Origin of the sequence: uncultured Parasphingorhabdus sp., assembly GCF_963975735.1 — a bacterium.
GTDB lineage: Bacteria > Pseudomonadota > Alphaproteobacteria > Sphingomonadales > Sphingomonadaceae > Parasphingorhabdus.
The window spans coordinates 1-24,390 of the sequence record NZ_CAXBIA010000016.1 but is presented as its reverse complement, the minus strand read 5'-3'; the positions used below and the strand labels follow the sequence as shown (position 1 = coordinate 24,390).

At 54.6% G+C, this 24,390-nt stretch carries 24 protein-coding genes; 16 read left to right on the top strand and 8 right to left on the bottom strand.

The window, feature by feature from the left end; genetic code table 11:
• Positions 1-33: 33 nt before the first annotated feature.
• The 5 genes from AACZ86_RS14090 to AACZ86_RS14070 all read left to right on the top strand — a co-directional run bounded on the left by AACZ86_RS14090 (position 34) and on the right by AACZ86_RS14070 (position 5,625).
• Positions 34-1,326 (top strand): MFS transporter, encoded by a 1,293-nt coding sequence (locus AACZ86_RS14090; RefSeq protein ID WP_339693582.1) that lies wholly within the window; start codon positions 34-36, stop codon positions 1,324-1,326.
• The gene (locus AACZ86_RS14085) at positions 1,326-2,876 is read left to right on the top strand and encodes an FAD-binding oxidoreductase (RefSeq protein ID WP_339693581.1); all 1,551 of its coding nucleotides are present in this window, start codon (positions 1,326-1,328) and stop codon (positions 2,874-2,876) included. The genes AACZ86_RS14090 and AACZ86_RS14085 overlap by 1 nt, the downstream gene beginning before the upstream one ends.
• Positions 2,877-2,981: 105 nt before the next feature.
• The gene (locus tag AACZ86_RS14080; protein WP_339693579.1) at positions 2,982-4,037 is read left to right on the top strand and encodes a nitrilase-related carbon-nitrogen hydrolase; all 1,056 of its coding nucleotides are present in this window, start codon (positions 2,982-2,984) and stop codon (positions 4,035-4,037) included.
• Positions 4,034-5,266, top strand: coding sequence for a class I SAM-dependent methyltransferase (locus tag AACZ86_RS14075; RefSeq protein ID WP_339693577.1), 1,233 nt, complete (start codon positions 4,034-4,036; stop codon positions 5,264-5,266). Before AACZ86_RS14080 ends, AACZ86_RS14075 begins: the two co-directional genes overlap by 4 nt.
• Positions 5,263-5,625 (top strand): hypothetical protein, encoded by a 363-nt coding sequence (locus AACZ86_RS14070; protein WP_339693576.1) that lies wholly within the window; start codon positions 5,263-5,265, stop codon positions 5,623-5,625. Before AACZ86_RS14075 ends, AACZ86_RS14070 begins: the two co-directional genes overlap by 4 nt.
• A gap of 25 nt (positions 5,626-5,650) precedes the next feature.
• Here AACZ86_RS14070 and AACZ86_RS14065 read toward each other — a convergent pair whose 3' ends face one another.
• Entirely contained in the window at positions 5,651-6,343 is a 693-nt protein-coding gene (locus AACZ86_RS14065; RefSeq protein WP_339693575.1) for a hypothetical protein, read from the bottom strand.
• A 108-nt stretch (positions 6,344-6,451) separates the two neighbouring features.
• Between AACZ86_RS14065 and AACZ86_RS14060 the strand changes: the two genes are divergently transcribed.
• Positions 6,452-7,180: a hypothetical protein gene (locus AACZ86_RS14060; RefSeq protein WP_339693574.1), complete on the top strand. Its 729-nt coding sequence runs from the start codon at positions 6,452-6,454 to the stop codon at positions 7,178-7,180.
• Positions 7,181-7,274: 94 nt separating this feature from the next.
• Here AACZ86_RS14060 and AACZ86_RS14055 read toward each other — a convergent pair whose 3' ends face one another.
• From AACZ86_RS14055 to AACZ86_RS14035, 5 genes are all read right to left on the bottom strand, one after another.
• On the bottom strand, positions 7,275-8,297 hold the full coding sequence (locus AACZ86_RS14055) for an NAD(P)-dependent alcohol dehydrogenase (protein ID WP_339693572.1): 1,023 nt from the start codon (positions 8,295-8,297) through the stop codon (positions 7,275-7,277).
• Positions 8,298-8,400: 103 nt separating this feature from the next.
• On the bottom strand, positions 8,401-9,831 hold the full coding sequence (locus tag AACZ86_RS14050) for an aldehyde dehydrogenase family protein (RefSeq protein ID WP_339693570.1): 1,431 nt from the start codon (positions 9,829-9,831) through the stop codon (positions 8,401-8,403).
• Complete coding sequence (locus tag AACZ86_RS14045; protein WP_339693568.1) at positions 9,831-10,751, bottom strand: polysaccharide deacetylase family protein; 921 nt, start codon at positions 10,749-10,751, stop codon at positions 9,831-9,833. Before AACZ86_RS14045 ends, AACZ86_RS14050 begins: the two co-directional genes overlap by 1 nt.
• Positions 10,748-11,632, bottom strand: coding sequence for a polysaccharide deacetylase family protein (locus tag AACZ86_RS14040; protein WP_339693567.1), 885 nt, complete (start codon positions 11,630-11,632; stop codon positions 10,748-10,750). The genes AACZ86_RS14045 and AACZ86_RS14040 overlap by 4 nt, the downstream gene beginning before the upstream one ends.
• Positions 11,629-12,309, bottom strand: a complete 681-nt coding sequence (locus AACZ86_RS14035; RefSeq protein WP_339693565.1) for an isochorismatase family protein — start codon at positions 12,307-12,309, stop codon at positions 11,629-11,631. Before AACZ86_RS14035 ends, AACZ86_RS14040 begins: the two co-directional genes overlap by 4 nt.
• Before the next feature lie 86 nt (positions 12,310-12,395).
• Here AACZ86_RS14035 and AACZ86_RS14030 point away from each other — a divergent pair, with 86 nt between their 5' ends.
• From AACZ86_RS14030 to AACZ86_RS14005, 6 genes are read left to right on the top strand one after another with little or no spacing between them, the layout of a single operon-like run.
• Complete coding sequence (locus AACZ86_RS14030) at positions 12,396-13,787, top strand: alpha/beta fold hydrolase (protein ID WP_339693563.1); 1,392 nt, start codon at positions 12,396-12,398, stop codon at positions 13,785-13,787.
• Positions 13,787-14,287 (top strand): DUF3598 domain-containing protein, encoded by a 501-nt coding sequence (locus AACZ86_RS14025; protein WP_339693562.1) that lies wholly within the window; start codon positions 13,787-13,789, stop codon positions 14,285-14,287. The genes AACZ86_RS14030 and AACZ86_RS14025 overlap by 1 nt, the downstream gene beginning before the upstream one ends.
• Positions 14,284-15,663, top strand: a complete 1,380-nt coding sequence (locus AACZ86_RS14020; protein WP_339693655.1) for a 3-isopropylmalate dehydratase large subunit — start codon at positions 14,284-14,286, stop codon at positions 15,661-15,663. Before AACZ86_RS14025 ends, AACZ86_RS14020 begins: the two co-directional genes overlap by 4 nt.
• Positions 15,663-16,280 (top strand): 3-isopropylmalate dehydratase small subunit, encoded by a 618-nt coding sequence (gene leuD / locus AACZ86_RS14015; protein ID WP_339693561.1) that lies wholly within the window; start codon positions 15,663-15,665, stop codon positions 16,278-16,280. The genes AACZ86_RS14020 and leuD overlap by 1 nt, the downstream gene beginning before the upstream one ends.
• Entirely contained in the window at positions 16,277-17,209 is a 933-nt protein-coding gene (locus AACZ86_RS14010) for a hydroxymethylglutaryl-CoA lyase (protein WP_339693560.1), read from the top strand. The genes leuD and AACZ86_RS14010 overlap by 4 nt, the downstream gene beginning before the upstream one ends.
• On the top strand, positions 17,206-18,381 hold the full coding sequence (locus tag AACZ86_RS14005) for a CaiB/BaiF CoA-transferase family protein (RefSeq protein ID WP_339693558.1): 1,176 nt from the start codon (positions 17,206-17,208) through the stop codon (positions 18,379-18,381). Before AACZ86_RS14010 ends, AACZ86_RS14005 begins: the two co-directional genes overlap by 4 nt.
• Positions 18,382-18,618: 237 nt before the next feature.
• On the opposite strand, the gene AACZ86_RS14000 is transcribed toward AACZ86_RS14005, so the two are convergent.
• A complete protein-coding gene (locus AACZ86_RS14000) occupies positions 18,619-18,873 on the bottom strand; it encodes a hypothetical protein (protein ID WP_339693556.1) in 255 nt (84 codons plus the stop codon).
• A 52-nt stretch (positions 18,874-18,925) separates the two neighbouring features.
• Between AACZ86_RS14000 and AACZ86_RS13995 the strand changes: the two genes are divergently transcribed.
• The 4 genes from AACZ86_RS13995 (at position 18,926) to AACZ86_RS13980 (ending at position 23,148) form a co-directional block, all read left to right on the top strand.
• Positions 18,926-19,609: a hypothetical protein gene (locus AACZ86_RS13995; RefSeq protein ID WP_339693554.1), complete on the top strand. Its 684-nt coding sequence runs from the start codon at positions 18,926-18,928 to the stop codon at positions 19,607-19,609.
• Between the two features lie 673 nt (positions 19,610-20,282).
• The gene (locus AACZ86_RS13990; RefSeq protein WP_339693552.1) at positions 20,283-20,525 is read left to right on the top strand and encodes an XrtV sorting system accessory protein; all 243 of its coding nucleotides are present in this window, start codon (positions 20,283-20,285) and stop codon (positions 20,523-20,525) included.
• A gap of 223 nt (positions 20,526-20,748) precedes the next feature.
• Positions 20,749-21,399, top strand: a complete 651-nt coding sequence (locus AACZ86_RS13985) for a PEPxxWA-CTERM sorting domain-containing protein (RefSeq protein WP_339693550.1) — start codon at positions 20,749-20,751, stop codon at positions 21,397-21,399.
• A gap of 384 nt (positions 21,400-21,783) precedes the next feature.
• The gene (locus AACZ86_RS13980) at positions 21,784-23,148 is read left to right on the top strand and encodes an exopolysaccharide biosynthesis polyprenyl glycosylphosphotransferase (RefSeq protein WP_339693548.1); all 1,365 of its coding nucleotides are present in this window, start codon (positions 21,784-21,786) and stop codon (positions 23,146-23,148) included.
• Between the two features lie 164 nt (positions 23,149-23,312).
• On the opposite strand, the gene AACZ86_RS13975 is transcribed toward AACZ86_RS13980, so the two are convergent.
• Entirely contained in the window at positions 23,313-24,317 is a 1,005-nt protein-coding gene (locus AACZ86_RS13975) for an acyltransferase (protein ID WP_339693546.1), read from the bottom strand.
• Between the last annotated feature and the right edge of the window lie 73 nt (positions 24,318-24,390).

The window sequence follows — 24,390 nt, the reverse complement described above, 5'->3', positions numbered from 1 at the left end:
AGTTGTCCGGACAAATTAAAGGCGAATAAATTTATGATGGCAACCACAGAAAAACGCGGCGAGTTTGCGCTTGGCTGGAAAGTGCTATTTGCCAGTGTGCTTGGCGTGGCTTGTGGAGCTTCACCGCTTCCCTTCAACGTCATCGGCTTTACGGTCGAGCCACTGATCGCTGAATTCGGCTGGACCCGGACCCAGATATTGATGCCGATCACCATCTTCGGGATCATTGCATCGCTGCTGGCGCCATTTTTCGGTTCGCTGGCGGACAAATATGGTGTGCGGAAAGTCGCGCTCTATTCGCTGCTGGCCTTCGGCGTATCTTTTGGCATGATTTCGCTCACGCCTACCGCGCAAGTAACGTCCACCCTCTATATTTACTACGCATTGTGGGTACTGGTCGGGCTGGTCGGTATCGGTTCGACACCGGTAAGCTGGAGTCGGGCGATCAACCTGTGGTTCTACAAGCATCGCGGTCTTGCGCTGGGCATATTGTTGATGGGTACAAGTCTCGCAGCACTTACCGTACCCAAGCTCGCGGTCTGGGGAATCGAAAATTACGGATGGCGGTCGATGTTTGCGATTGTCGCAGTCCTGCCGCTGGTTGTCGCTTTGCCGATCGGATATTTCCTGTTCCGTGAACCGCGATCGGACGAGCGTCCGAAAGCGATCAGCAGCGCGAGCGGCAATCTGACCGGCGTTACGCTGAGCACTGCCTTGAGAGACTATCGCTTCTGGCTGATCTGGGTATCGATTGCGATTGTCGCAGGTGCCTTTGGCGGTGCGTTTATCAATCTGCCTACCATGCTCTCCGATCGCGGGCTGGAAGCCCAGACCGCAGCATCGGTAATGGGTGTATTGGGAATCGGAATATTTGCCGGTCGGATTATCACCGGCATGTTGCTCGATCGCTTCTGGGCCGGCTTTGTGGCTTTCCCTCTGCTTTGCCTTCCCGCTATCTCCTGCTATATTCTGCTCGGCGACGGTGTCGCCTTTCCGATGGCCGCCCTGGCAGGTTTCCTGCTCGGTTTTGCGGCGGGCGCAGAGAGCGATCTGATCGCTTATCTTACCGGTCGCTATTTCGGCATGGCCAATTACGGAAAGATATACGGGATGCTCTATATGCCCTTCGGATTCTTCTCGGCCCTGTCTCCGATCATATATGCCTATGTCAGAGACACGACCGGGAACTATGATCCGGTCCTGTCGATCGCCATTTTTGCTTTTGTCATTGGCGGCGGACTACTATTGCTGCTTGGCCGTTATCCGGACAGTTTGCCGGAAGCAGAAGCACTGCCCACGGGCAAATTGGCGACGGAGGTAGTCTGATGGCAAGCAAAACAACTATATCCGCAACGGATCAGATCGCCAAAACCGGTGCGACCGTGCTGACCGAGAGTGCTATTCTCGATTTCTATGCGCATGATATTTATCAGCGCGGCGCGGACTTGCTGGCGGTTGTCAGGCCGCAGAACAAAGAGCAATTGTCGGCAGCTGTCGCAGCGACAACCGCGCAAAATATAGCGGTTATTCCGCGCGGCGGCGGGATGAGCTACACCGGCGGCTACACTTCCAGCCAGCCGGACGCGGTGCTGTTCGACCTCGCTTCGATGGACCGGATTCTCGAGATCAACGAAGTCGATATGACGGTCACGGTCGAGGCTGGCTGCACCTGGGCGGCTCTTTACGAAGCGCTGCAGGTCAAGGGCCTGCGCACGCCTTTCTGGGGGACTCTGTCTGGCCTGAAAGCCAGTATCGGCGGCGGCATGAGCCAGAATGGCGTGTTCTGGGGATCGGGTCGCTATGGCACGGCGGTGCAGAGCTGCCTGGCGATGGAAGTGGTATTGGCCGATGGAACGATACTCAATACCGGTGCTAATTTCACACGACCTTATGGTCCCGACCTGACTGGCATCTTTCTGGCCGACACCGGCGCTCTGGGCATCAAGGCGACCATCACGTTGCGCCTGATCCCGGAAGCGGAAGCTCATGGCTATGCCAGCTTCAGCTTTGAAAGCTATGAGGACACGCTCGCTGCGCTGGGCGAGATCGAACGGTCCGGCGTTTCCACCGAATGCTTCGGCTTTGACCCGGGCTTGAACGCCATCCGCATGAAGCGCGACAGCCTGACCAGCGATGCCAGGGCGCTTGGCAAGATGATGAAGAAACAGGGCTCGGTCTGGGGGGCGATCAAGGAAGGTGCCAAAGTTGTTGCCGCTGGGCGCGACTTCATGGACGAAGCGAAATTCTCGCTCCACGTGCTGACCGAAGCGCGCATTCAGGCGGCGGCCGATGATGATCTTGCGCGTGCGCGGAAAATGGCGCTTGCCAATGGTGCAACAGAGACCGAGAATACGATTCCCAAGATCATCCGAGCCAATCCGTTCGGACCGCTCAATTCCATGCTCGGTCCTGAAGGCCAGAGATGGGCACCTATTCACGGGCTGGTGCCGCATTCCAAAGCGGTTGCATGCTATGATGTGATCAAGGCATTATTTGCAGAACATAGCGAAGAAATGGATAGGCTTGGAATATTCACTGGCACGCTGGTGTCGGGGGTTAGCGGCTCAGGCGTGATTATTGAACCCTGTCTTTACTGGCCCGATGCTTCCAACCCGCTGCATCGCGATACGGTGGAAGATGCCCATCTGGCGAAGCTACCGAAACTGGAGGCCAACCCCGAGGCATGGGCTTTCGCGCAGCGGATGAAACAGGTGCTTGTTGACTTGTTCCACGATCATGGCGCGGTGCATCTGCAGATCGGACGGACTTATCGTTATCGCGACAGCCTCGATCCGGCGGCGGATGCTTTGCTCGTCGATATCAAAAAGTCAGTGGATCCCAGAGGCTTGATGAATCCCGGATCGCTAGGTCTTTAGAGGTCGATGGAGCTTGATCGCAGACAGATGGTGGCCGCCGCGATTTGCGCTTCCATGCCTACGAGGCTTTTTGCAGGTGCACGAAAATATGACAGTGAAAATGATATGACAAACACCAAAACATATGCAGCGGTCGCGATGCAACTGGCAGCGCGATCGGTGGAGAAAGCGCCCGACAAGGCGGCAGCGCGCTCGCAGATGATCGCGATGATCGCTGAGATCGAAAGCAAAATTCGTTCTGCCACCATGTTCATCCAGCAATATGCCGGAAGCCCGGTGAAGCTGGCGGTGTTGCCGGAATATCTGCTGACCAGCTATCCGGGGCGTATTTCCATCCCCGATTTCGCCGACAAGGCAGCCCTGGAAGTCGATGGTCCGGAATATGAAGCGCTCGGCGCGATGGCACAGCGACTGAATATGTTCATTGCCGGCAATGCCTATGAGGTCGACAAGAATTTTCCCGGCCTCTATTTTCAGGCCAGTTTCATTATCGCGCCGTCCGGTGATGTTGTGCTGCGCTACCGGCGGCTGAACTCGATGTTTGCACCGACACCGCATGATGTCTGGTCGAAATATCTCGACATTTACGGGCTGGACGGCGTGTTCCCGGTTGCCAGAACCGACATCGGCAATCTGGCTGCGATCGCGTCGGAGGAGATACTCTATCCTGAAATCGCGCGGGCCCATGCGTTACGCGGAGCGGAAATTTTTGTTCACAGCAGTTCGGAAATCGGTTCGCCGCTCGATACGCCCAAGGATATTGGCAAGCGGGCAAGAGCGCAGGAAAATATGGCCTATGTTATTTCGGCCAATACTGCCGGGATTGAAAATACTACTCTCCCGCTCGCGTCCGCCGACGGCAACAGCATGGTTGTCGATTACAAGGGCCGGGTGCTAGCCGAATCGAATAGCGGTGAAACTTTTACCGCCTTTGCTGACATTGATCTCGGTGCCCTGCGCGCCGCACGCCGCAAGCCGGCAATGACCAATTTTCTCGCACGGCAGAGACTCGAGCTTTTTGCCGCGACCTATGGAGATATACGGATACAAGGCGCCAACGGCCTGATGAAAGACGGAAAGGCGCAAATTCCGGACCGCGACTATTTCTTGCGGACCCAGGAAGAAGTGATTGAACGCATGATCAAGGATGACCTGATATGAGCAGCGACAACAAGCTCGATGTAGCACCTCCCTATACCGCCGTAGCGCGGCATGGCGTATCGCCGGTGGCTTCGCATGACGAAATTGCGCGGTTTGATTTTCTCGCCAATTTCAACAAATTTATGTCCGGTGCTCTCGCACCCGGCAACAAGCTGGCCTACGACGCACGCGTTCTGCCAAAGTTTGAGAAAGAACATGGCCGGCAACCAAAGGACCGGTTCGAGATTCGCCATGCGATGAACGACGACCCCTTTCACCAATTCTGGTCGGCGCTGAAACGCAATTCTATGGAGATGCGGCAGCAGAATGGCCGGGCGATCGTGCTGCGCCAGATTGAAGAACTCAACGCCAAGGCGCGTCAATATAATGAGGGACGCGAGACGCTGGAACTGCATCCCGAGATCGAGATTCCCCGTTATCAAAGCGCTGTCGACATCCACTGTATGCCGGGCAGCTATCACGGAGAGGAATATCCCGGGGATGTTTCTGCCGGCGCAAATTATGATAGCGGACTCTTCGCAACCACGGCTGGCGGTCTTGGCGCTTTATCCGATGGCGGCGGACAGGCGCTGGTTGAATGGATCAAGAAGACCCGTCCCGGCTGGGAACCGCGCCGCGTGCTCGACATCGGCTGCACCATCGGTCACAATATCGTCCCGCTCGCTCTCGCTTTCCCGAAATGCGAAATCTTCGCGATAGATACTGCGGCACCGATCCTGCGCTATGCTCACGCTCGCGCGCAATCGCTTGGAGCGACCAATATCACGTTCATCCAGGCCAATGCCGAGGACCTGTCGCGCTGGGACGACGGAAGCTTTGACTGGGTGCAGACGACCATGTTCCTCCACGAAACCAGCGGCAAGGCGCTGCCAAAGATTCTCTCCGAAGGTTACCGCGTGCTCGCCGACGACGGATTGATGTTGCATCTCGAGCAGCCGGAATATCATGACGGCATGCCCTTGTTCGAGCAATTTCTGCGCGACTGGGATGCCTTCAACAATAATGAACCCTTCTGGTCGTCGATGCACTCGCTCAACATGAAGGACGAAATGGTTGCCGCCGGCTTTGGCCGCGGAGAATTGTTTGAAACCGGTGTTCGTGCCGTGGTTGACCGGGAAATATTCCCCGAAGCGCCAACCGGCGAAGACGAGGACCATGGCCGTGCAGCTTATTGGCATGCCTATGGTGCGTGGAAGAATTCGGACGCTATGCAGGAGGCAGCAGAATGAGCGACGCAGCATTTGACTGGATGGCAGCGGCCAATAAAAAGGCCAAGGGCAAACGTCCCGAATATTTCAATGATCCCCAGGACGAGAGAATGCTCTCCATCCTGATGGCAGTGGTCGGCGAAGTGTCGGTTCTGCGCGAGCGGATGGACACTGTCGAACGGCTACTCGACGCCAAAGGTACGATTTCCCGAGTGGATATCGAGGGCTATGTTCCGGACAAAGCGGCGGCCTATGAGCGCGGCGTGATGATCCGCGAATATATCTATCGGGTGATGCGCGGTCCGCACCAGATGGTCGAGGAACTGAAACAGGCCGAACAGCCGGTAGAAGACGTCAGTCGGGAACTCAGAGAAATCTGAGCACCCTGTTCGATAAGTCGGCCCCCTAGAACGGCTTCACCGCTCCCAAGAAACAGACACCGGAAATCGTGATCCAGTAGATATAGGCAGCAAAGCGCGCTTGGGCGATTTCCCGCTCTAGCGCCGCTTCCTGCACGGGATCAGGCCCCTGAGCCAATATCCGGAACCGCTCGGTCCAGCGACGCATCACCAGCCGCAGGAACAGACCGATGCACAAGGCAAAGGCATAGAGCGCTATTTTGGAAGGATACCAGTGGTTTCCTTCGCCCGTTTCAACTGGCCCGGTGCCTTGAAAGGCCATGAATGAGACGACAAACAGTGCGAGGATCAGCGGATAGCGCAGTTTTTCTTCCAGCATGGTGACGGTGATGCCGATATTCGTTTCCCGCTTGATGAACGCGGTCCAGGTCATGCCCAGCCATACCGCGAAGAACAGCCACATCCACCAGATTCCAGACCCTTCGAGCATCGGCACAAAGCCGTATAGCTTGCCCATATGGAGCCCGAGAGGGAGCAGCAGAACAATCCCGGTGCGCGCCAATATGTCGATGCGATAGGCGGTTTCCATATGACGCTTGCGCTCTTCGAGCGAAAGGTTGCGGTTGGTGACATTATAGCTAGTCTGGAACACGCCCCATTCGCCGCCGAGCCAGTAAACCATCGCCAAGATGTGAATCCAGCGCAAAATGCTCAGTTCGTTTGCGGTTAGAAATTCCATAGCTTGCATCCCATCTATCACTACAAAGCGTATATCCAATTTGTCCGGACAAATTAGCCTTGGCAAGCGAATAATCGGGTGGCATGACAAAAACAAGGAGAAATTGCCATGAAGCATCGCATCATCGAAGGTCGTCTGGAATATACATCGCGCAAATCCGGAATGGAGGGCCAGAACCGGGGCTTCGAGACATTCATGTTCACGCGCCACAGCGATGGCAAAGTGACAATGCGCGCCCATTGCGAAATCGAGGAGCCGGAACCAACGGTCATGCGCGACATAATTTATTCACTGGACGAGAATAGCCAGCCGATGGATCTGCACGTTCGATTGACAGTTGGCGATGCGTTCATGGGAACGGGATGGATGCGGTTTGACGGTAGCCATGTCGAGATGGAAAGCTATGGTCCTTCCATCGGACGCTTGTCTCAACGCGTCGAGGCGGAACTTCCGCTGACCGGCTTTGGCACGCACCCGATCGCGTCCGATGGCTATATGCTTTCGACTCTGGATTGGGAGGCTCAGGACAAGCGGCTGCTGAACTTCTATCTGCCCTCCCCCGATCACCGTGGAGCGACTCCGCCACAAATCGCCCAGGTAAAAATCGGTGCACTATATCACGGCAAGGAAGAGGTGACGGTCCCCGCCGGCACTTTCAAATGCAAGCATCTGCAATTTATCGATGATGCCAGCATCGTGCCTGGCACTGGCGGCATGGCCGGCGAACACCCGCCATATGACGTCTGGATTACCGATGACGAAGACGGTATTTTCGTTCAGGGCGGCGTCGGCGGCTATATGATGACCTGGTATGAACTGGTCGAACTGAAGCGCTGATATTCAGCGGCGTGTAGGAAGCCATTGATCATCGGGACGGGTGCGCAGATCATGCGTTCAAACCGTTCACCGTCCCGATGCTCAGCGCTGACTATCAATCCATGCGGATTAGAATCTTCCCGAAATGTGAACCACTCGCCAGATGACGAAATGCGTCTGGCGCATCGGCAAAAGCAAATTCGTTATCGACGGGGTTGCTGATACCATGTTCCGCGACGATGGCAGCAGCCGCAGCCACCATTTCGCGACTTCCCGATGCAAGCCCTTTAAGGGTTATATTCTTGCCGATCATCTCGCCCTGACTGGCACTGGCTTGCGCTTGTGGTGTTCCAGATAGCGCACCCACTGTACCGATTCGTCCATTGACGGCAGTAGCTGCTACTGTTTCCGCAAGCGCCGGAAAACCCAATGTATCGACGACAACATCTGCACCACGACCACCCGTCTGCTCGAGCAATGCCACCGCCCAGTCCGGCCGATCACGATAGTTGATAACGTAGTCCGCCCCCATCTCTTTCGCTCTCGCCAGCTTTTCATCACTGGATGATGTGATCGCGCAATCCGCGCCGAGGGCTTTTGCCAATTGCAGTGCAAAAATCGACACGCCCCCGGTGCCTTGTGCCAAGACCAACTCGCCCGGCTTGACACCCCCAAACGCAACCATGGCGTGCCAGACTGTACCTGCGACAACCGACAGAGACGCTGCGGTCTGGTCATTGATTCCGGCGGGCAAGGAAATGGCGGCGCTCGCCGGAAGTGTAATTTTCTCTGCCAGCCAGCCATCAGCCGTCACGCCCAAATCGGCAGCGAATATTCCAAAATTATAGGGGCCATCTACCCAATTGACAAAATGTGGCGCCATTACCCTGTCGCCCACTTGGAATCCGGTTACACCGGCCCCAATCGCCTCGACCACACCCATGCCATCAGAAAGGGGTATGCGGCTCTCCGGAAGATCGTGTCCATAGTCACCGGCCAGCACCATGAGGTCACGGTGGTTGAGGCCAGCGGCAGTGATTTTGACCAGCAGTTCACCCGCTCCAAGAATTGGTTCTTCGCGTTCAGACATGCGCAGGCCGCCAATTCCGGTGCGGGCGCCTATTTCCCAGATTTTCATCAATCATACTCCCTTGGACAACATCGCAAATATTCGATCCAGAAATTCGCTCGATCTAGCGTCGCGGCCTGCAGTTGCACACCAAGATGCTACCGATCCACTATCAGCCTTGTGCGAATTTCTCTTCGGCAAAGTCCTGTATTCGTGCCGGTTCTGCAGTCTGGCGCATGAACGCCTGTTTTCGGAAAAAACGGGTGAGGCCACTTTCGCCCATCCGCGATGGCCCCATGCCCGACATTTTGAAACTCGAGTTTTCGGCGTCCCAGACCATGGCCGTCATTGATCCGTCGTTTATTGAAATTGCCCCCGCTTCCAGCCGCGCGCCAACCGCTTCCGCTTCTTCCGACGTTCCCGCCAGAATCGCGGCGGACAGCCCATAAATGCTGTCATTGGCTTGCGCGATAGCATCCTCGACGTGATCAAATGGAATGACAGGCAGCACCGGACCGAAGCTCTCATCCCGGACCACAGCCATATCCGGTGTCACATCAGCGATCACGGTGGGCCGCAAATATGTGCCACCGCCGAGGACTTCGACCGTTCCGCCCGTAAGTATCCGTGCGCCTTTTTCCTTGGCTTCTGCAATCTGTTCAGCAATTTTCTGCCCTTGCGGTGCAAAAATAAATGGTCCGATTTCGCCCTGGTTGATATCGGGATAGTTCAGCCTGACTTTGTCGGCTTCTGCGACCAGCGTGTCGAGAAATACACTATAGATCGGCCGCGCGACATAGAGCCGTTCGATCGACTGGCAAGCCTGGCCGGTTGCCAATACGCTTGCCCGAAGCGCGGTTTTCGCGGCTTCGACGGGATCGGCGCTAGCGAGGATGATCATCGGATCTTTGCCGCCAAGTTCGAGATTGGCCGGGATAAACGCTTCGGCTGCCGCGACCGCGACCTTGCGGCCGGTTGCGACCGAACCGGTGAAGCAGACATAGTCGACATTGGCGACCAGAACCTGTCCGGTCGCGGCATCTCCGACGATGATCTCAAGCACCTGCGCAAGTTCGGGGACGTCAGCAATGCTCGCTCTGAGCGGCTCGACGAATCGCGGGGTTATTTCGGATGGCTTGATCAGAGCTGCACAGCCAGCAAAGAGCGCGGGAATTGCGTCGATCAAACTGAGCGTCATCGGGAAATTCCAGGGCGCGATCGCCCCGAACAGTGGAAAGGGTACCAGACGGGTGCTGTTCATAATTGTCGGATTGGATGACTGGATATTGGCGGGAGAATGACGGTCGATGATGCCGGACGCCTGCGCCGCCCAGCGCCGGATGGTGCCGGGTACGCCGCCGACTTCGATCGCCGCTATTCCGGCCCTGCCGGTATCAATGGTAAGCTGTTCGACGATAGCGCCGGCGTGTTTTTCAATCTCATCGGCCCAGCGCAGCATGATCGCGCATCGTTCATCTATCGGCAGCGCTGCCCAATGGGGTTGATTACCGCGCAGCCGGGCTGCTGCAGCGGCAACGCCAGCGGCATCGATAGGCCTTATCTCGTAATCAAATTCACCGGTGCGGGGATTTCTAACTTTCATTATTGTCCGCTCCAGCTGTCGATTATGGTGTCGCCGCGGGCAAATCCTATGTCCGGGCGATCGGCAAAGTCGGCAATCAGCTTTTCGAAAGCCGAGATCCGATAGGGCAGGCCCATGATATAGGGCGTCAGGTGCATCGGCAGCATCCGTCCGCCAAATTTATCCGCTTCTCCCAGCAGCCAGTCGGCTGCATCGGTCATCTGCTGTGCGTAGCTGTCGACGGACTGCTGCTGGACGTTGATGATCTGGCGATCCGACAATTCATGGTTGAGCGGCAGATTGCTAATCGGTCCTGCCTGCGTCTGAAACGTATAAGGCAATTCGTCATTTGCCCAGTCGCACATATAATCGACACCGGCTTCGGTTAACAGCTTTGCCGTATTGAAGCTTTGCGATCGCGCTATGGAAAGCCAGCCGCGCGGACGCGCGCCAGTAGCTTTTTCCAGAGCGGTCAGCGATTCCATGATCAACGTCTTCTCGTCCGCCTCGTCCATTCCGCCGGCGATCGTGCCGTTCATATCGGTGCTGTGCGCGATAATTTCGTGGCCGCCAGAAAGGATGTCGGCGATAAGTTCCGGATAGCGTTCGGCAATGACGCTGTTGGTCGCAACGGATATTTTTGCGCCGACCTTTTCGAACGCGCCAAGTAAGCGGTAAATACCGATCCGTGTGCCATATTCCCGCGCCGTATAGTGACGATAGTCGGGGTAAGCGGTCTGCATATGGCCCGGCGCACGAAACGGATCGTCACTCGGAACCATCGGGAAATATTCGAGGCTTATAACCGGCCAGATCAAAAGCTTCTTTGCGTTGAACCATTGTAGAGGCTTGCGTTCGAAGAAATTCGAATAGGGATAATAGTCATGGTCCATGCCGCGGCGACGTTTGGGATATTCGAGATAGCTGGGGTCGAGGCTCATGCGCTTTGCTCCCGGAAACGGTCAACGATATCGCCTGCCTTGGTAATCCAGGCCCTGCCATCGCCGGCAATATGTTCCAGTACCGATTCAAACGCCCCGATGCGATGAGGCTGCCCGATCAGATAGCTGTGTAAAGGAATGCACATGACGGTTCCTGACGTCTCGCCCTCGTCCGCTAACCGGTCATATTGCCGGATCAGCGTATCGGCATATTCGCGCGGCGACATATTGTAGATGAAGAAGCCATAATGGTCATTGACCTCTAGGCTATAGGGGATTGCGATCAGCTTGCCGGATTTCACCTTCACATCGGTCGGCTGGTCATCATGATAGAGGTCGCAGGTATAGTCGAGGCCATATTCGGCGATCAGGTCGAGCGTGCGAGGCGTGTGGGTGAGGGCCGGCGCCAGCCAGCCACGGATCCGCTGGCCGGTAACACGTTCCACCGTCTCTATGCTGTCTTCGATGATCGCGCGTTCCTGCGCCTCGTCCATGCCATAGCTGTAACGCGTGTTATAAATGCCGTGACTGAAAAACTCCCAGCCGCGCTGGCTGGCATCCTCGACGACTTCAGGGATATGATCGCAGAGCGCGACCGAGAGGCTGACCGATCCGGGAAAGCCGTGCTTGGTCATCATCTCCGCCATGCGCCAGTGAGACACCCGGTTGGCATGATCGCGGTGGGAATAGCCGACCACGTCGGGATGCGGTTTGGCCCAGCTTTTGCGATGCGGATTGACCGCCGGTTCGAGCTCGTAAAATTCAAGATTGGGAGCCACCCATACAGCGCAGGCCTTGCCATCCGGCCATTCAATCTTGGGCCGGTTCCGGTAGGGGAGATAGTCGTACAGGCCGGGATCGGCTTTCTGAGCGTCGCTCATCGGGCGTCCAGCCAGTCAATCACCGTCTGCACCGGTTCAACATCGGCATATTTGATCTGCAAATCGGTCAGATTGGCGAAGTGATAGCTTTCATGCTTGTCGGCGCAGGTCTCGATCGGGACTATCGTGCGATAGCCATAACTGAGTGCGTCCACTGCCGTCGCCCGGACGCATCCCGATGTAGAGCCGCCGGTAACCACCACGGTATCAACCTTGTGCCAGACCAGATAGCTGGCCAGCTGGGTTTCGAAAAAGGCGCTGGGCATGCGTTTGGTATATTGCAGGTCATTGGCCCCGACCTCACAGCGCGGATCGAGCTTGTGACGCTCGCTGCCATATTTGACATTCTGCAGCGAATCCTCGGTATCAGTGCGCGTGCCCCAGACGCCAGCATCGCCAGCATCATCCTTATAGGCGACCTGGCTCCAGATTACCGGCATATCCTTGGCTCGCGCCAATTTTGAAATCTGGTTGATATAGTCGATCTGCAGGGGATCGGTCTCATAAGCGGTCTTGAACATGTCGGTACGCGTATAGGCCTGCTGCACATCGACATTCACAATCGCCAGCTTTTCGCCGAAGCCAAATTTTTTGCGCGCCGGATTTCCGATTAATTCCTCAAAAATTTCTCTCGCTGTGCGGCCATCTTCCACCATGTTGGTACCAATAAGCGTCATAGTCTTTGTTCTCCGGAATCAATTAAAGCATATTAAACACAAGAAAAAGCTTGTCGAGACATATTTGTCCGGACAAATTGGGGATTATGATTACACGCTATTTTATCGACGTCGAAACCAACGGCAACAAACGCCGCGTTCATTATCGCTTGGCGGGTAGTGGGCCACCGTTGCTGATGGTGCATCAAAGCCCTCGCAGCTCTAAAGAATATGAAGCCCTGATGCAAAAATGGGCGAAGCATTTCACCTGTATCGCGCCTGATACGCCGGGTTTCGGGCAATCCGATCCACTGCCTGGCAAGCCCGAGATCAATGAATATGCCGACGCCTTGATCGAGTTTCTCGATGCGCTCGGTGTCAAAAAATGCGCAGCTTATGGTTTCCACAGCGGCGGAATCATTCTGGTGACAGCGGTGAAACGGCATGCGAATCACTTCACGACCTTGGCGATTGGCGGCTATGCAATCTGGACGCCGGAAGAAATGCAGCTGTTCAGCGAAAAATATCTGCCTGAATTCCATCCGTCGGATTATGGCGAGCATCTGACTTGGCTGTGGAACCGGATATTGGAACAGAGCTGGTTCTTCCCCTGGTTTGCGACGGATAACGAGCATCGCCTATCGGTGGCCCATGGTGATCCGCAACGGGTGGACGCCGTGGTTCGGGAAATGCTTGATGCCGGAAACGCCTATCAGGCCGGTTATGGAGCCGTCCTTCGCGCACCGCGGGATATTCCGGCGGTAGATGCCGATGTGCCGCCCTGCCTGATCAGCGCCTATGACGGCGATCCGCTGCAGGATCATATCGACCGGCTCGGTGCAATGCCGTCGTCATGGTCCGCGATGAAGGTCGCCACACCCGAAGATCATCAGGCAGCCAGCCTTCAGCATCTTCTAACGGCAGAAACCGGTTTGACAGAGGAACTGCATCAGGCGCCTGACGAGGGATTTCTCGCGATTGAAGTCGAGAATTTCAAAGGCCTGATCCATTGGCGCGGCAAGAAAACGTCATCTAAGCTTGTGATCCACGCGCCAGGCAGGGCATTGTCCAAAGACGGAGCCAGCAACGGGGTTCATATCGACCTTGCCGGCCATGGCCTGTCAGATGACTGGCTTGGGAACCCGCCGACCGATTGGCATAGCTGGTCGAAACTCATTGACGCATGTGCAGAACAACTGGGCATTGAAAATATTATCTACGACCCCCTGCCCTCCGGCGACGCCGCATTGCTCTACCCGGATCTTTTACCCGATCGCTTTGGCTGTTATCTTACGAAAGCATGGCAGGCTGTTCGTGCAATGCAGATGTTTGAGCCATGGTATGAGGCAACGGCGGCCCACGCTGTTCCGGTTGATCCCGGCAGCCTGAGACCGGAAATATTGGCCGAACGGCATCTGGAGCTGCTCAACGCCAGAGCGGCTAGGGAATATCACCTTGCATCACTTACAAAATCACCAATCAAACCAAGGAATATATGATGGGAATTCGTGAAGATATGCCGCTGCTGGCCCGCCATGAAGGCGTCTGGGATGGCACTTATACCTATTTTGACGCACAGAATGAAAAAATTGACGAACATGCGTCGCGATTGCTCTGCCGCTTCCCGGATGACGAAAGCAAAGCGCCTTATCACCAGACAAATCACTATAAATGGGCGGACGGAAAGACCGAAATTCGGGAATTCCCCGCTGAATATCGCGACAAGCGTGTGTGGTGGAATAACGATCTGATTATCGGTTGGGCCGCGGAAGTTCCGCTGGATGAATATAACCGCACAGTGATGCTATATTGGCAACGCACTGGCGATCCCTCGCTTTATCTCTACGAGCAAATCCAGATTAGTGATGACGGGCAAGACCGTTGCCGCACATGGCACTGGATCCGCGACGGCAAGTTGGAAACACGAACGGCAATCCAAGAGACGTTCGTCACCAAAGACTGGCGCGCGATCGACAAGGAAATGGGGTACAGCATCTGAGCCAGCCACAAACTCTCTTCGACAAATTGTGGAACAGTCACGTGGTCGCCGATTTGCCCGGCGGTGGCGCTCTGGTTGCTATTGATCGGGTGTTTTTGCACGAACGGACCGGTGCTGCTGCGTTAAATTCCCTTGCCGAGGCAGGGCGCAAGGTGGCGGACCCATCTCGGGTATTTGCCGTGACCGATCATATTGTCGATACGCGGCCGGGGCGGACGGACAAAACGCTGATGCCCGGAGGTCAGGCCTTTATCACCGAGACGAGAGCAGCAGCAAAGGCGTCCGGGATCACACTTTTCGATGTGAACGATCCGGATCAGGGAATTGTCCATGTGATCTCTCCGGAACTCGGCATTGTTCTTCCCGGCTGCACGCTGATTGCACCGGATAGCCATACCTGCACGCAAGGCGCGTTCGGTGCTCTGGCCTGGGGCATCGGTTCGTCGGAAGCCGAGCATGCCATAGCAACCGGGACGCTGCGATTGACCAAGCCGAAATCGATGCGGGTAAAATTTACCGGGAAGTTGAACCGGGCCGTCACACCCAAGGACATGATATTGACCCTGCTGGCGCAATATGGCGCTGCGGGCGGTAAAGGACATGCCGTAGAATTTGCGGGTGAAGCGGTTTTGGCGCTCGATATGGAAGGGCGGATGACGCTCTGCAATATGGCGACAGAATTTTCCGCCATGTCCGGCTTCATTGCACCAGACAACAAGACGGTCGACTATCTGAAAGGCCGCCGCTACGCGCCCGTCGGCGCAGATTGGCAGCAGGCTTTGGCGAGCTGGCTGGTTCTGCGCAGCGATGCCAATGCCATTTTTGATCAGGAAATTGAAATCGATGCAAGTGCGATCACGCCGATGGTCAGTTGGGGCACCAATCCTGGCCAGACGATTGGCATAGATGGAGTGGTTCCCCATGATGCCGAAGCGGCCCCGCTCGAATATATCGGCCTTGCCAGAGGCCAGGCGATCAAGGGCGTCCCGATTGATGCCGCTTTTATCGGCAGTTGCACAAACAGCCGTCTGTCCGACTTGCGCCGCGCTTCGGCGATGTTCAAGGGCAGGAAAATAGCTGACGGTATCAAGGCGATCTGCGTTCCCGGGTCATCAGGGGTCAAACGTGAGGCGGAAGCGGAAGGGATTGACCTGATTTTCAAAGACGCCGGATTTGAATGGCGCGAAAGCGGCTGTTCGATGTGCTTCTATGCGGGCGGCGAGAGTTTTGCCGCCGGTTCTCGTGTCATCTCGACCACCAACCGGAATTTCGAAAGCCGTCAGGGGCCGAACGTTAGGACCCATATCGCAAGCCCCGAAACTGTCGTCGCCAGCGCGATTGCCGGTGTGATTGCTGATCCGGAGGAATTGATCTGATGGCAGAGCCTTTTACTATTCTGACCTCGCTGCCGATGCCGCTGATCCGCGACAATATCGACACCGACCAGATCATCCCCTCCCGCGAGATGAAAAGCACCGGCAAGACCGGCCTCACCGACGGACTATTTGCCGGCTGGCGTTACACCGCAATTGGCGGGCGGGAGCCCAATCCCGATTTCGTGATGAATGACCCGGCCTTTGCCGACAGCAAGATAATCCTTGGCGGTGCCAATTTCGGCTCCGGCTCGAGCCGTGAACATGCGGTCTGGGCGCTCGCCGAATATGGTTTTCGCGCCGTCGTTGCACAAAGCTTCGCGCCCATTTTTGCCGGAAACTGCGTACGCAATGGCATTTTGCCAGCGGTACTGGATGCCGCTGCGATCGAGGTCATCGAACAATCATGCGCGTCGGTGAGCATCGACCTGCAAGCCCAGACCATTGGTATCGCCAGCGGGCAGAGCTGGTCCTTTCCGATCGAGGAAGAAGCAAAATCAATGCTGCTGGAAGGGCTCGACGCGATCGATCTCAGTCTTAAAATGGCTGAGGAAATTACTGCATGGCAGGATGCGGATCGCGCCCTTCGCCCGTGGATATATTTAGGAGCAAATACATGACCAAATCGGTGACGATCAGCGAGGTCGGACCCCGCGACGGCCTGCAAAGCGTGGACCGCGTGATGGCGACCGAGGCGAAAAAGGCATGGATCAAGGCGGAAGCCGAAGCCGGCGTAACCGAGATCGAGGTCGGCAGTTTTGTTCCGCCAACCTTGCTCCCGCAAATGGCCGATACCGCCGAGATTGTTGCTTTTGCCAAAACGATTCCCAATCTCGACGTGGTAGCTCTTGTCCCGAATCTGAAAGGCGCCGAGCGCGCCATTGCTTGCGGCGCTGACAAGATATCCATCCCTTTTTCCATGTCCGAAACCCACTCGATCAACAATGTTCGCAAGGATCATGTTGCGATGATCGCCGAGATCAAGGCCATCGCTGAGCTGGTGGCGCAACAGCCGGAGGGGCAGCGCCCACATTTTGAAGTCGGCTTGTCGACCGCTTTTGGCTGCACGCTCGAGGGGCCGGTACCGGACGACCAGATCGTCTGTCTTGCCCTTGCCGCAATGGAGGCAGGTGTCGCCGAATGCGGTCTCTCGGATACCACAGGCTACGCCAATCCCGCGCAAGTGACGCGGCTGGTCCGCAAGGTGAAAGCGGCGATAGGGACGGACAAGCTCAACACGCTTCATCTCCACAATACGCGCGGGCTAGGGCTGGCCAATGTCATGGCCGGTCTCGCCGAAGGCATCACAACCTTTGACAGTTCGCTAGGCGGGCTGGGCGGATGTCCATTCGCGCCCGGCGCTTCCGGAAATATCGTGACCGAAGATCTGGTCTTCATGCTGGAAGCGATGGGTATCGACACCGGCATCGATCTGGAGAAGCTTTTGAAAGTGCGTGATATTGTTGCCGAAGCCCTTCCCGGCGAGCCCTTATACGGCTTCACACCAGACGCCGGCCTCCCCCTTGGATTTGAGAAAGCAGCAGCATGAATCAACCGACGCCTCTTGCAGGCCTGAAAGTTATCGAATTTACCCACATGGTCATGGGGCCCGCAGTCGGCGCGATCCTCGCTTCGCTGGGAGCGGAAGTTATCCGGGTTGAACCGATCGGCGGCGACCGCACGCGAAATCTGGTCGGTTCAGGATCCGGCTATTTCCCGATGTACAACCGGCACAAGCAGAGCATATCGCTTAATCTCAAGGACCCCGGAGGGCTGGACATCGCCAGAAAGCTGGTCGCTGGCGCCGACATATTGATCGAAAATTACCGGCCGGGCGCGATGGATCGGCTAGGCCTGGGCTATGAAGCCCTGTCCGAAAATAACGAGCGCCTAATCTATTGTTCGGAGAAAGGCTTCCTCCCCGGCCCTTATGAAAATCGGACCGCGCTGGATGAAGTGGCACAGATGATGGGCGGCCTTGCCTATATGACCGGCCCGCCCGGCCAGCCTTTGCGCGCCGGTTCCAGCGTGATCGACGTGACCGGCGGTATGTTCGGCGTCATCGCGATTCTCGCCGCCGTCGAGGAACGGCATCGCACCGGCAAAGGGCAAAAGGTGCAAAGCTCGCTGTTCGAAACCACGGTCTATCTGATCGGCCAGCATATGGCGCAAAAAGCAGTTACCGGCAAAGCCGCCGATCCGATGCCTGCGCGTATCTCCGCCTGGGCGATTTACGATGTGTTCCAGACACAGGATGATCCCATTTTCATTGGCGTTGTAACCGATGCGCTGTGGGAGAAATTCTGCAAATTATTCGCGCTGGACGAACTCTGGGCGGATGAAAGCATCCGCGAGAATAACTACCGCGTGGCTGCGCGCGACCGGATCATGCCGCAAATTCGCGCATTGGTCTCAACCTACAAGCGCGATGATTTGATCGCTTTGCTGGACGGCACAGGTTTGCCTTTCGCACCCATTGCCAGACCAGAAGACATGTTCGACGACCCGCATCTCAACGCAAACGGCGGACTGGAAGACGTTATTCTAGCCGATGGTACAAAGACAAAATTGCCAGCTTTGCCGATCGAAATGAATGGAACCCGACCTTCGGCACCGGCGACGTTGAAAGAAGAGGGTGCCGATTCTGGAGCTATCTTGCTGAGCCTTGGTTTTACCACCGATCAGATCGCTGCTCTGCGTTCGGATGGGACCGCCCAATAATGCGTTGCACAAACTGAAACAGATGTTCTTTGCCCCATCAGCTTCCAAATTTATGTCGTTCAGAAACTCCTCTGCGGTTTTCACATTGAGCTTTTCTATATCGTGATGGTCCCCGTCTGCGATAGAAACTTGCCAACGCTTCACACTCGGAGTCCGCGCGGCATGACACGACACTCGGATTCTATTAACCGATCCCGGCGCTCAGACGTCCTTCCCTGCCTCGGCATCGAGACTAGATCACCCAAAGCCGGTGGAGGAAACCGACAATGACCCATTATGCGGTTTATTCATGCTATAGTCGATTAAATCAGTCCCCACTCTGGCAGCGTTAACTTGGACATCAATCAACTTCGATATTTTCTGGCAGTGCTGGATTCTGGCAGTTTCCAGAAAGGTGCAAAATCGCTCCGGATTACGCAATCTGCGGTAACCCGGAGCGTAGCGAGGCTCGAAGAATATCTCGGTGTCAAATTGCTCGAGCGTGGCCGCCATGGGGCCGCCCCGAAAACCTGGTCGCTGACCCTTCGTGTGAAAGGTTAAAAATTTGCCCCGACTTCACCAATCCACCGGATTGATCAGCTATCGCAATTCCGACGGGTTTGAAGTTGGACGGGAGTGGTTTCGCATCAGTCGCAATGCTGACCGCTCCCGCACGCTTCGCGCCACGAGCGAAATGGATGAAGAACAGATCTTGCGCGACGTGGTGCTCAGCGTGGACGCTGACTGGAAGCTTCAGGATTCTCACGTCCGTTTGTTTGCGGACGGGAAATTTTCCGGATCCAGCTGGTTCTACTTCACCGATGATAAGATCGAGTGCGAAGCCATCCTTGCTGACAAAGGCCGTCTCAGGACCCGGATGGATATTCCAAAACGACCAGCGGTTTTTGCAGCTCATGCTCTGGCCTGTGACGGTTGGCAGGCGGGTGCCTATGATCATGATGATCCGACCGCCTACCAAACCATATTGAGCGCCCATTGCTCGCCGCGACCGGATGGCGGTAGCGGTCCGGAGCTAGGGATCAATTCGAAAAAGATCGAGTATCTTGGCGAGGAAATGATCACCGTCCCCGCCGGGACCTTCAAGACCCGGCGCTACGATATCCATCCCGACCGGACGGACTGGCCGCCCCTGAGCATCTGGTGCTGTGGCGAGGACAATGTCATGGTCAAGCTGGAGTGGGACGTACTCGGCTTCCACTATGTCTTATCCGAATTCGAAGAGGGCTGAAACAGAGCCAAGCGGGCTTGGTGACAAAGGAAAACTCGACATTCTTTGACGAATTGTTCCCTAATAACATCTATCGAAAAAATTTAGGGTCATGGGCTTATAATGATATGCTGTCGGTCACTTGGGCGTATAATGCACGCACTAGAGGATCAATGGGATGAAGAAGCATCCAGAAGGCTCAAGAAAAGGGCCGTTCCGAAGTATTATGATAGTCGGTTTCGCCGGCAGGGCGTTTATCCCATAGCTTTGCATAAGCTAGGACAGAGTGAATTTAGCTTGGCAATTAGCAGCCTAGCTTACCTTGCCACAGTTCCAAATTGTCTGGGAAACGCCGCTCTAAGAGTCCACAATTGCCTCAATTCAAATTTTCAATGTAGGTAAAATTAAGACCTGCTAGGCATAACCCCAATAAGGTTATGCGATCCCCGAAGCTCTGCTAGAGTTGTCTAGCGAGGCGTTTCCGTTATGCTTTATAGTTCATATGCATAGCAGAAACTCGTGGATAGCTAAGGACTCAGACGGCCGCAAAAATGGATAGATATCGAATTCTGGAAGGCCTTTACTGCATTATCCCGACAACACGGTCTTGCAAAAACGGCTAACGCCGCTATTCGCTCTAATTAGAAAACTGCTACGTCTGCTACAAAAATAAACTATCGAAAGTAGTTAGCTCATGGAAACGATTTGGGACTGGATCACAGTAATCGCCTTCGCCGGCTTGGCAACTCTGTTGTTGCAGAGATCCACGGAAGAGGAACCGAGCGATAAACTCTGGCAGTATTTTCCGCCAGCCATCGGCTGTGCGATCACCAACTACGTAGGTAACGAAGGCCAAAATGTGATTGCGGCTGGCATATTCGGTGCTGTCGTGGCTTATATTTTTGTGGTTCTCAAAGTTCGCTTGCCGAATTTTTAAACCCGGAAGCGGGCTGAATTTAACAATTTTTTCGATTGTGCATCATTCTGGGACACTCTGGAATATCTGACCTTTGTCGCTAAGTAGTCGTTAACAATTTGTTTACTTTTTACCACAGCCCACCTATAAACAGTGCGGGGATTCGGAGTGATTCGAGCACGGATGGCATCATTTGTGCTGAGGGCGCTGATCAGGGTCGAGTTTGGTATCTTGGAGCATCGATATGAAAAAATTTATTTTACTCGCCAGCGCGCTTGCGCTCGCACCTGCTACAGCGTCTCATGCTGCAGTGACTGTTTCGGCAGAAGTTGCTACTAACCCTTATGGGGGCCCGCTTCCGACGTATGATTTTGACTTGGGTGACCTTGTTCCCATTGCTGGCGGCACTCGCTACGATGGCTCTGTTGTTTCGGTCGCAACCACCCCTTTCGGCACCGATGGGTCTTTTTATGCGGTTGGTCCGGTAGCCGGTAGCCCCGCGGTATTGTCGCTAGCGGCGTTCACGATGATCGGCTCCCTGAGTCTTTCATGGGGTTCGGTAGACACGCATAACCTTCTGGAAGTGCTTGACAACAGCGCTATTCCGAACGTTCTGGCAACTATCACCGGTACTCAAATACAAGGGTTGGTCGGAACAGCGGGAACCTATTTCCCTCAGGGAGCTCTCGTTACCCTTAATTTTGATGGCGGTACGGAATCTCAGGTGGGTGGACTTCGCTTTTCTTCACGGAGCAATGCGTTCGAATTTGATAATATTGCGGTCGCGCCTATTCCGGAGCCTAGCATCTGGGCCATGATGCTTCTCGGCTTTGCGGCAGTGGGCTTTTCGCTCCGTCGTCGGGACAAGAAGAAACTTCGGGTTCGTTACGCGTAACACGAACAATTAATTATGAAAAAAGGCGCCGGAGAAATCTTGCGCTTTTTTTCGTTTCTCCTGTCACCCTTTCAAATGCCTAATATTTTTGAATCATTTTATCACGACCGCAGCAATCATGCTGAAATCTACAAATATGTAGGCCCAATACCGAATATATATGAGAGCTTTGAAGTTTGCCGGGGAACGACACGGGCAACAATATGGAGCAATATTGTTCCGAGGCATGATCGGAAGCATCAAGTGTCCGATTTATATATTATACCGGATTTCCTCTAATTCATCCTTGAATATATAGGTTTTTATAGGGTTGAAGAAAACGAAATAAATTTCAAGAATTGAATAGAGTGGAGAAGGAATATTCAAGAAATCGTTTCATCACAATTGAATAATAACGGACATGATCAGCGGATAAAATCCTATCCCGCGCGCGATAAGCGGACGTTTCTTTATGCATTTTCGTTGCTGCTGGATATTCTCTCGATGTTCGGCGGCTATGCGGCCGCGCTGCTGGTTCGTGATCCTCAATGGCTGCAAGCAGGCAATCAGGCATTGATCGTTGTGGCGCTGCCGATTTTCATAATGTTCGAGATTGCTCGGGGAGCACAGTCCGCCGAAACGCTTGCAAATCGGTTACTCGCTATCCAGCGCTCTCTTGGTGCGTTGGTCGCCAGCATACTTGTTGTGACTGGACTGACGTTTCTCTTCGGAGCGGGCGAAGTCTCCCGAGTAGGATTCGTCGTCACATTCGCGGCTACCGCAATACTCATCGTGATATCCAAGTTTGTCGTTGACCTGGTGTTTAAAAAAACGATGGATGGCTTGGCGATCGCGACTATTTTGCTAATCGATGGACTTGACGCAAAACCTGAATCCGGTGTCGATATTTTTGACGCCGGGCAAGCCGGATTATGGCCCGATCTGGATCATCCAGAGATGATAGACGCGCTTTCGCGGGTCATCGGTAGCTACGATCGAGTCATTATAGCGTGCAGATATGAACACCGGGCGGCATGGTCGACCTTTCTCAAAGGACATGATGTCGGGGGAGAGATCCTGCTTGACCGCGACTTACTGCATGGCGCGGTAGCGATTGGCTCATATGCTGATAACGATACCATCATAATATCGCACGGACCTCTCAATTTGTTCAATCGGCTTCAGAAACGTGGCCTGGATCTGATTGTGGCCTCGGTCGCGTTGATCTTTCTCTCTCCGCTTCTGCTACTGGTTGCTTTTGCCATCAAGATGGACAGCTCTGGCCCCGTCTTGTTCCGGCAGGTGCGGGTCGGCCAGGGAAACCGCCAATTCCGGATATTCAAGTTCCGCTCCATGCGGGTAGAAAGCAATGATGCCAAAGGAGACCGCTCGACGGGACGTGAAGATGATCGGGTTACGCGTGTGGGGCGTCTCATTCGTCGCACAAGCATCGACGAGCTGCCACAGCTTTTCAATGTACTGCGCGGCGAAATGAGCATGGTGGGTCCACGACCGCATGCACTCGGCTCGCTGGCGGGGGATGCGCTGTTCTGGCGAGTGTCCAACCATTATTGGCTCCGGCATGCCCTGAAGCCGGGCATAACCGGCCTGGCCCAGATACGCGGGTTTCGCGGAGCGACGGATAAAAAGGAAGATCTGGAAAAACGGCTGCGCTGTGACCTTGAATATCTGTCCAACTGGTCCATCGGTCTTGATGTCATGATTCTCGTCAAAACCCTGCCCGTTGTTATTCATAAGAACGCTTTTTAAGCGATGGGAATGGATGGTTGTAGCCGTTGGTATAACAAGATCGGTTACCTATATAATTGAATCTAGCCAGCGTATGCAATTTAGCAACAAGTGCCAGGAAATTTTGACTCCCCGATACCAATTTCGATCTGATCAAAGCGAACACTTACTACATTTTAGTTCAATTACGATTTCCGAGGCCGAGCCCCCCCAACAGAGGCTGCCAGCTTACGACCGAACGTATTGGCAGCTCGCTCGTAGTGAAATGTCGATAAATGGCTGATGCACCATGTCAACACAGCCAACGGTATTCTTAGTGCATATTTTTCAAACTTGCTGGCGTCATGCCCGCCCAATGCCGTGGCAGTAAGCATTCCGTGGAACACGTATAGTGCGTAACTAATCTGAGCTATGTAGCGAGCAATTCTGCTGGTCCACAGACGGTGCAACAGCATCGGAAAAGCGTATAAAGACGAGAGGATGGCAGCTCCGGCTATATATGGTCTGAAATACCCCAATTCGCCTGCTTGAGGCGAGCTGACAATAACCAAGGCAATCAGGAGTACGGGTGATACTGCCGATGAAATGCGGTGCAGAAAATGGCTGATTTTTGTATTATTCCAAATCAAAGCTACGCAGCCGCCAATGAAGATTTCGTCAACCCGATGCCATGTAACGATGCTGATCGTTTCGCCTGAATAAACTCGAAACAATGTTACGCATACCGTGAAAAAGGGGATAAGAAACAGCGCTTTTCGTCCCCCTACTAGCACCAAGCCGGCCATGAATATGTAGAATTGCATTTCAACACAAAGGCTCCATAAATGCTCGCCGCCGCGCATAAGTTCCGAAGGCGGCAGATTTGCGAAGAAGAGGACATTGGCCAAAATAATGTCGAAGTTTGCACCGTTTGCGACGGCAAGAACTATCATCGCCAACCACGCAAGCGGAATTATGCGAAACATTCGCTTTATCAGAAACGCGCCGATTCTGGGGTCCGCAGAGAGGAATTGGGTTATCAGGAAACCCGAAAGGCAAAAAAACAGGGCCATTCCCGACGCTGCTACTGCCGCATTCATTTCCCAACTTTTAGGCCCAATTGGTAGCCAGTGACCGGCAAGGACAAACAGGATGCTCAGCGCCCGCCAACCGTCAAGTATAGGAATATGCTTGTTTTGAGCTTGCGTCATCAATCTAAGGATTCGCGATCAAGAACTCTTGAGGGGAAGTTCCTTTTTTTGATAATTTGGCAGATAAACTAAT

Coding starts and splice junctions, on each gene's coding strand:
- AACZ86_RS14055 (WP_339693572.1), bottom strand. CDS start 8,297: ATGAAAATCTGGGAAATAGGCGCCCGCACCGGAATTGGCGGCCTGCGC.
- AACZ86_RS14045 (WP_339693568.1), bottom strand. CDS start 10,751: ATGAGCCTCGACCCCAGCTATCTCGAATATCCCAAACGTCGCCGCGGC.
- AACZ86_RS14010 (WP_339693560.1), top strand. CDS start 16,277: ATGACCAAATCGGTGACGATCAGCGAGGTCGGACCCCGCGACGGCCTG.
- AACZ86_RS14060 (WP_339693574.1), top strand. CDS start 6,452: ATGAAGCATCGCATCATCGAAGGTCGTCTGGAATATACATCGCGCAAA.
- AACZ86_RS14090 (WP_339693582.1), top strand. CDS start 34: ATGATGGCAACCACAGAAAAACGCGGCGAGTTTGCGCTTGGCTGGAAA.
- AACZ86_RS14080 (WP_339693579.1), top strand. CDS start 2,982: ATGACAAACACCAAAACATATGCAGCGGTCGCGATGCAACTGGCAGCG.
- AACZ86_RS14030 (WP_339693563.1), top strand. CDS start 12,396: ATGATTACACGCTATTTTATCGACGTCGAAACCAACGGCAACAAACGC.
- leuD (WP_339693561.1), top strand. CDS start 15,663: ATGGCAGAGCCTTTTACTATTCTGACCTCGCTGCCGATGCCGCTGATC.
- AACZ86_RS14025 (WP_339693562.1), top strand. CDS start 13,787: ATGGGAATTCGTGAAGATATGCCGCTGCTGGCCCGCCATGAAGGCGTC.
- AACZ86_RS14000 (WP_339693556.1), bottom strand. CDS start 18,873: ATGGCGGCCACGCTCGAGCAATTTGACACCGAGATATTCTTCGAGCCT.
- AACZ86_RS14075 (WP_339693577.1), top strand. CDS start 4,034: ATGAGCAGCGACAACAAGCTCGATGTAGCACCTCCCTATACCGCCGTA.
- AACZ86_RS14050 (WP_339693570.1), bottom strand. CDS start 9,831: ATGAAAGTTAGAAATCCCCGCACCGGTGAATTTGATTACGAGATAAGG.
- AACZ86_RS14035 (WP_339693565.1), bottom strand. CDS start 12,309: ATGACGCTTATTGGTACCAACATGGTGGAAGATGGCCGCACAGCGAGA.
- AACZ86_RS13990 (WP_339693552.1), top strand. CDS start 20,283: ATGGAAACGATTTGGGACTGGATCACAGTAATCGCCTTCGCCGGCTTG.
- AACZ86_RS14005 (WP_339693558.1), top strand. CDS start 17,206: ATGAATCAACCGACGCCTCTTGCAGGCCTGAAAGTTATCGAATTTACC.
- AACZ86_RS13975 (WP_339693546.1), bottom strand. CDS start 24,317: ATGACGCAAGCTCAAAACAAGCATATTCCTATACTTGACGGTTGGCGG.
- AACZ86_RS14085 (WP_339693581.1), top strand. CDS start 1,326: ATGGCAAGCAAAACAACTATATCCGCAACGGATCAGATCGCCAAAACC.
- AACZ86_RS13985 (WP_339693550.1), top strand. CDS start 20,749: ATGAAAAAATTTATTTTACTCGCCAGCGCGCTTGCGCTCGCACCTGCT.
- AACZ86_RS14065 (WP_339693575.1), bottom strand. CDS start 6,343: ATGGAATTTCTAACCGCAAACGAACTGAGCATTTTGCGCTGGATTCAC.
- AACZ86_RS14070 (WP_339693576.1), top strand. CDS start 5,263: ATGAGCGACGCAGCATTTGACTGGATGGCAGCGGCCAATAAAAAGGCC.
- AACZ86_RS14040 (WP_339693567.1), bottom strand. CDS start 11,632: ATGAGCGACGCTCAGAAAGCCGATCCCGGCCTGTACGACTATCTCCCC.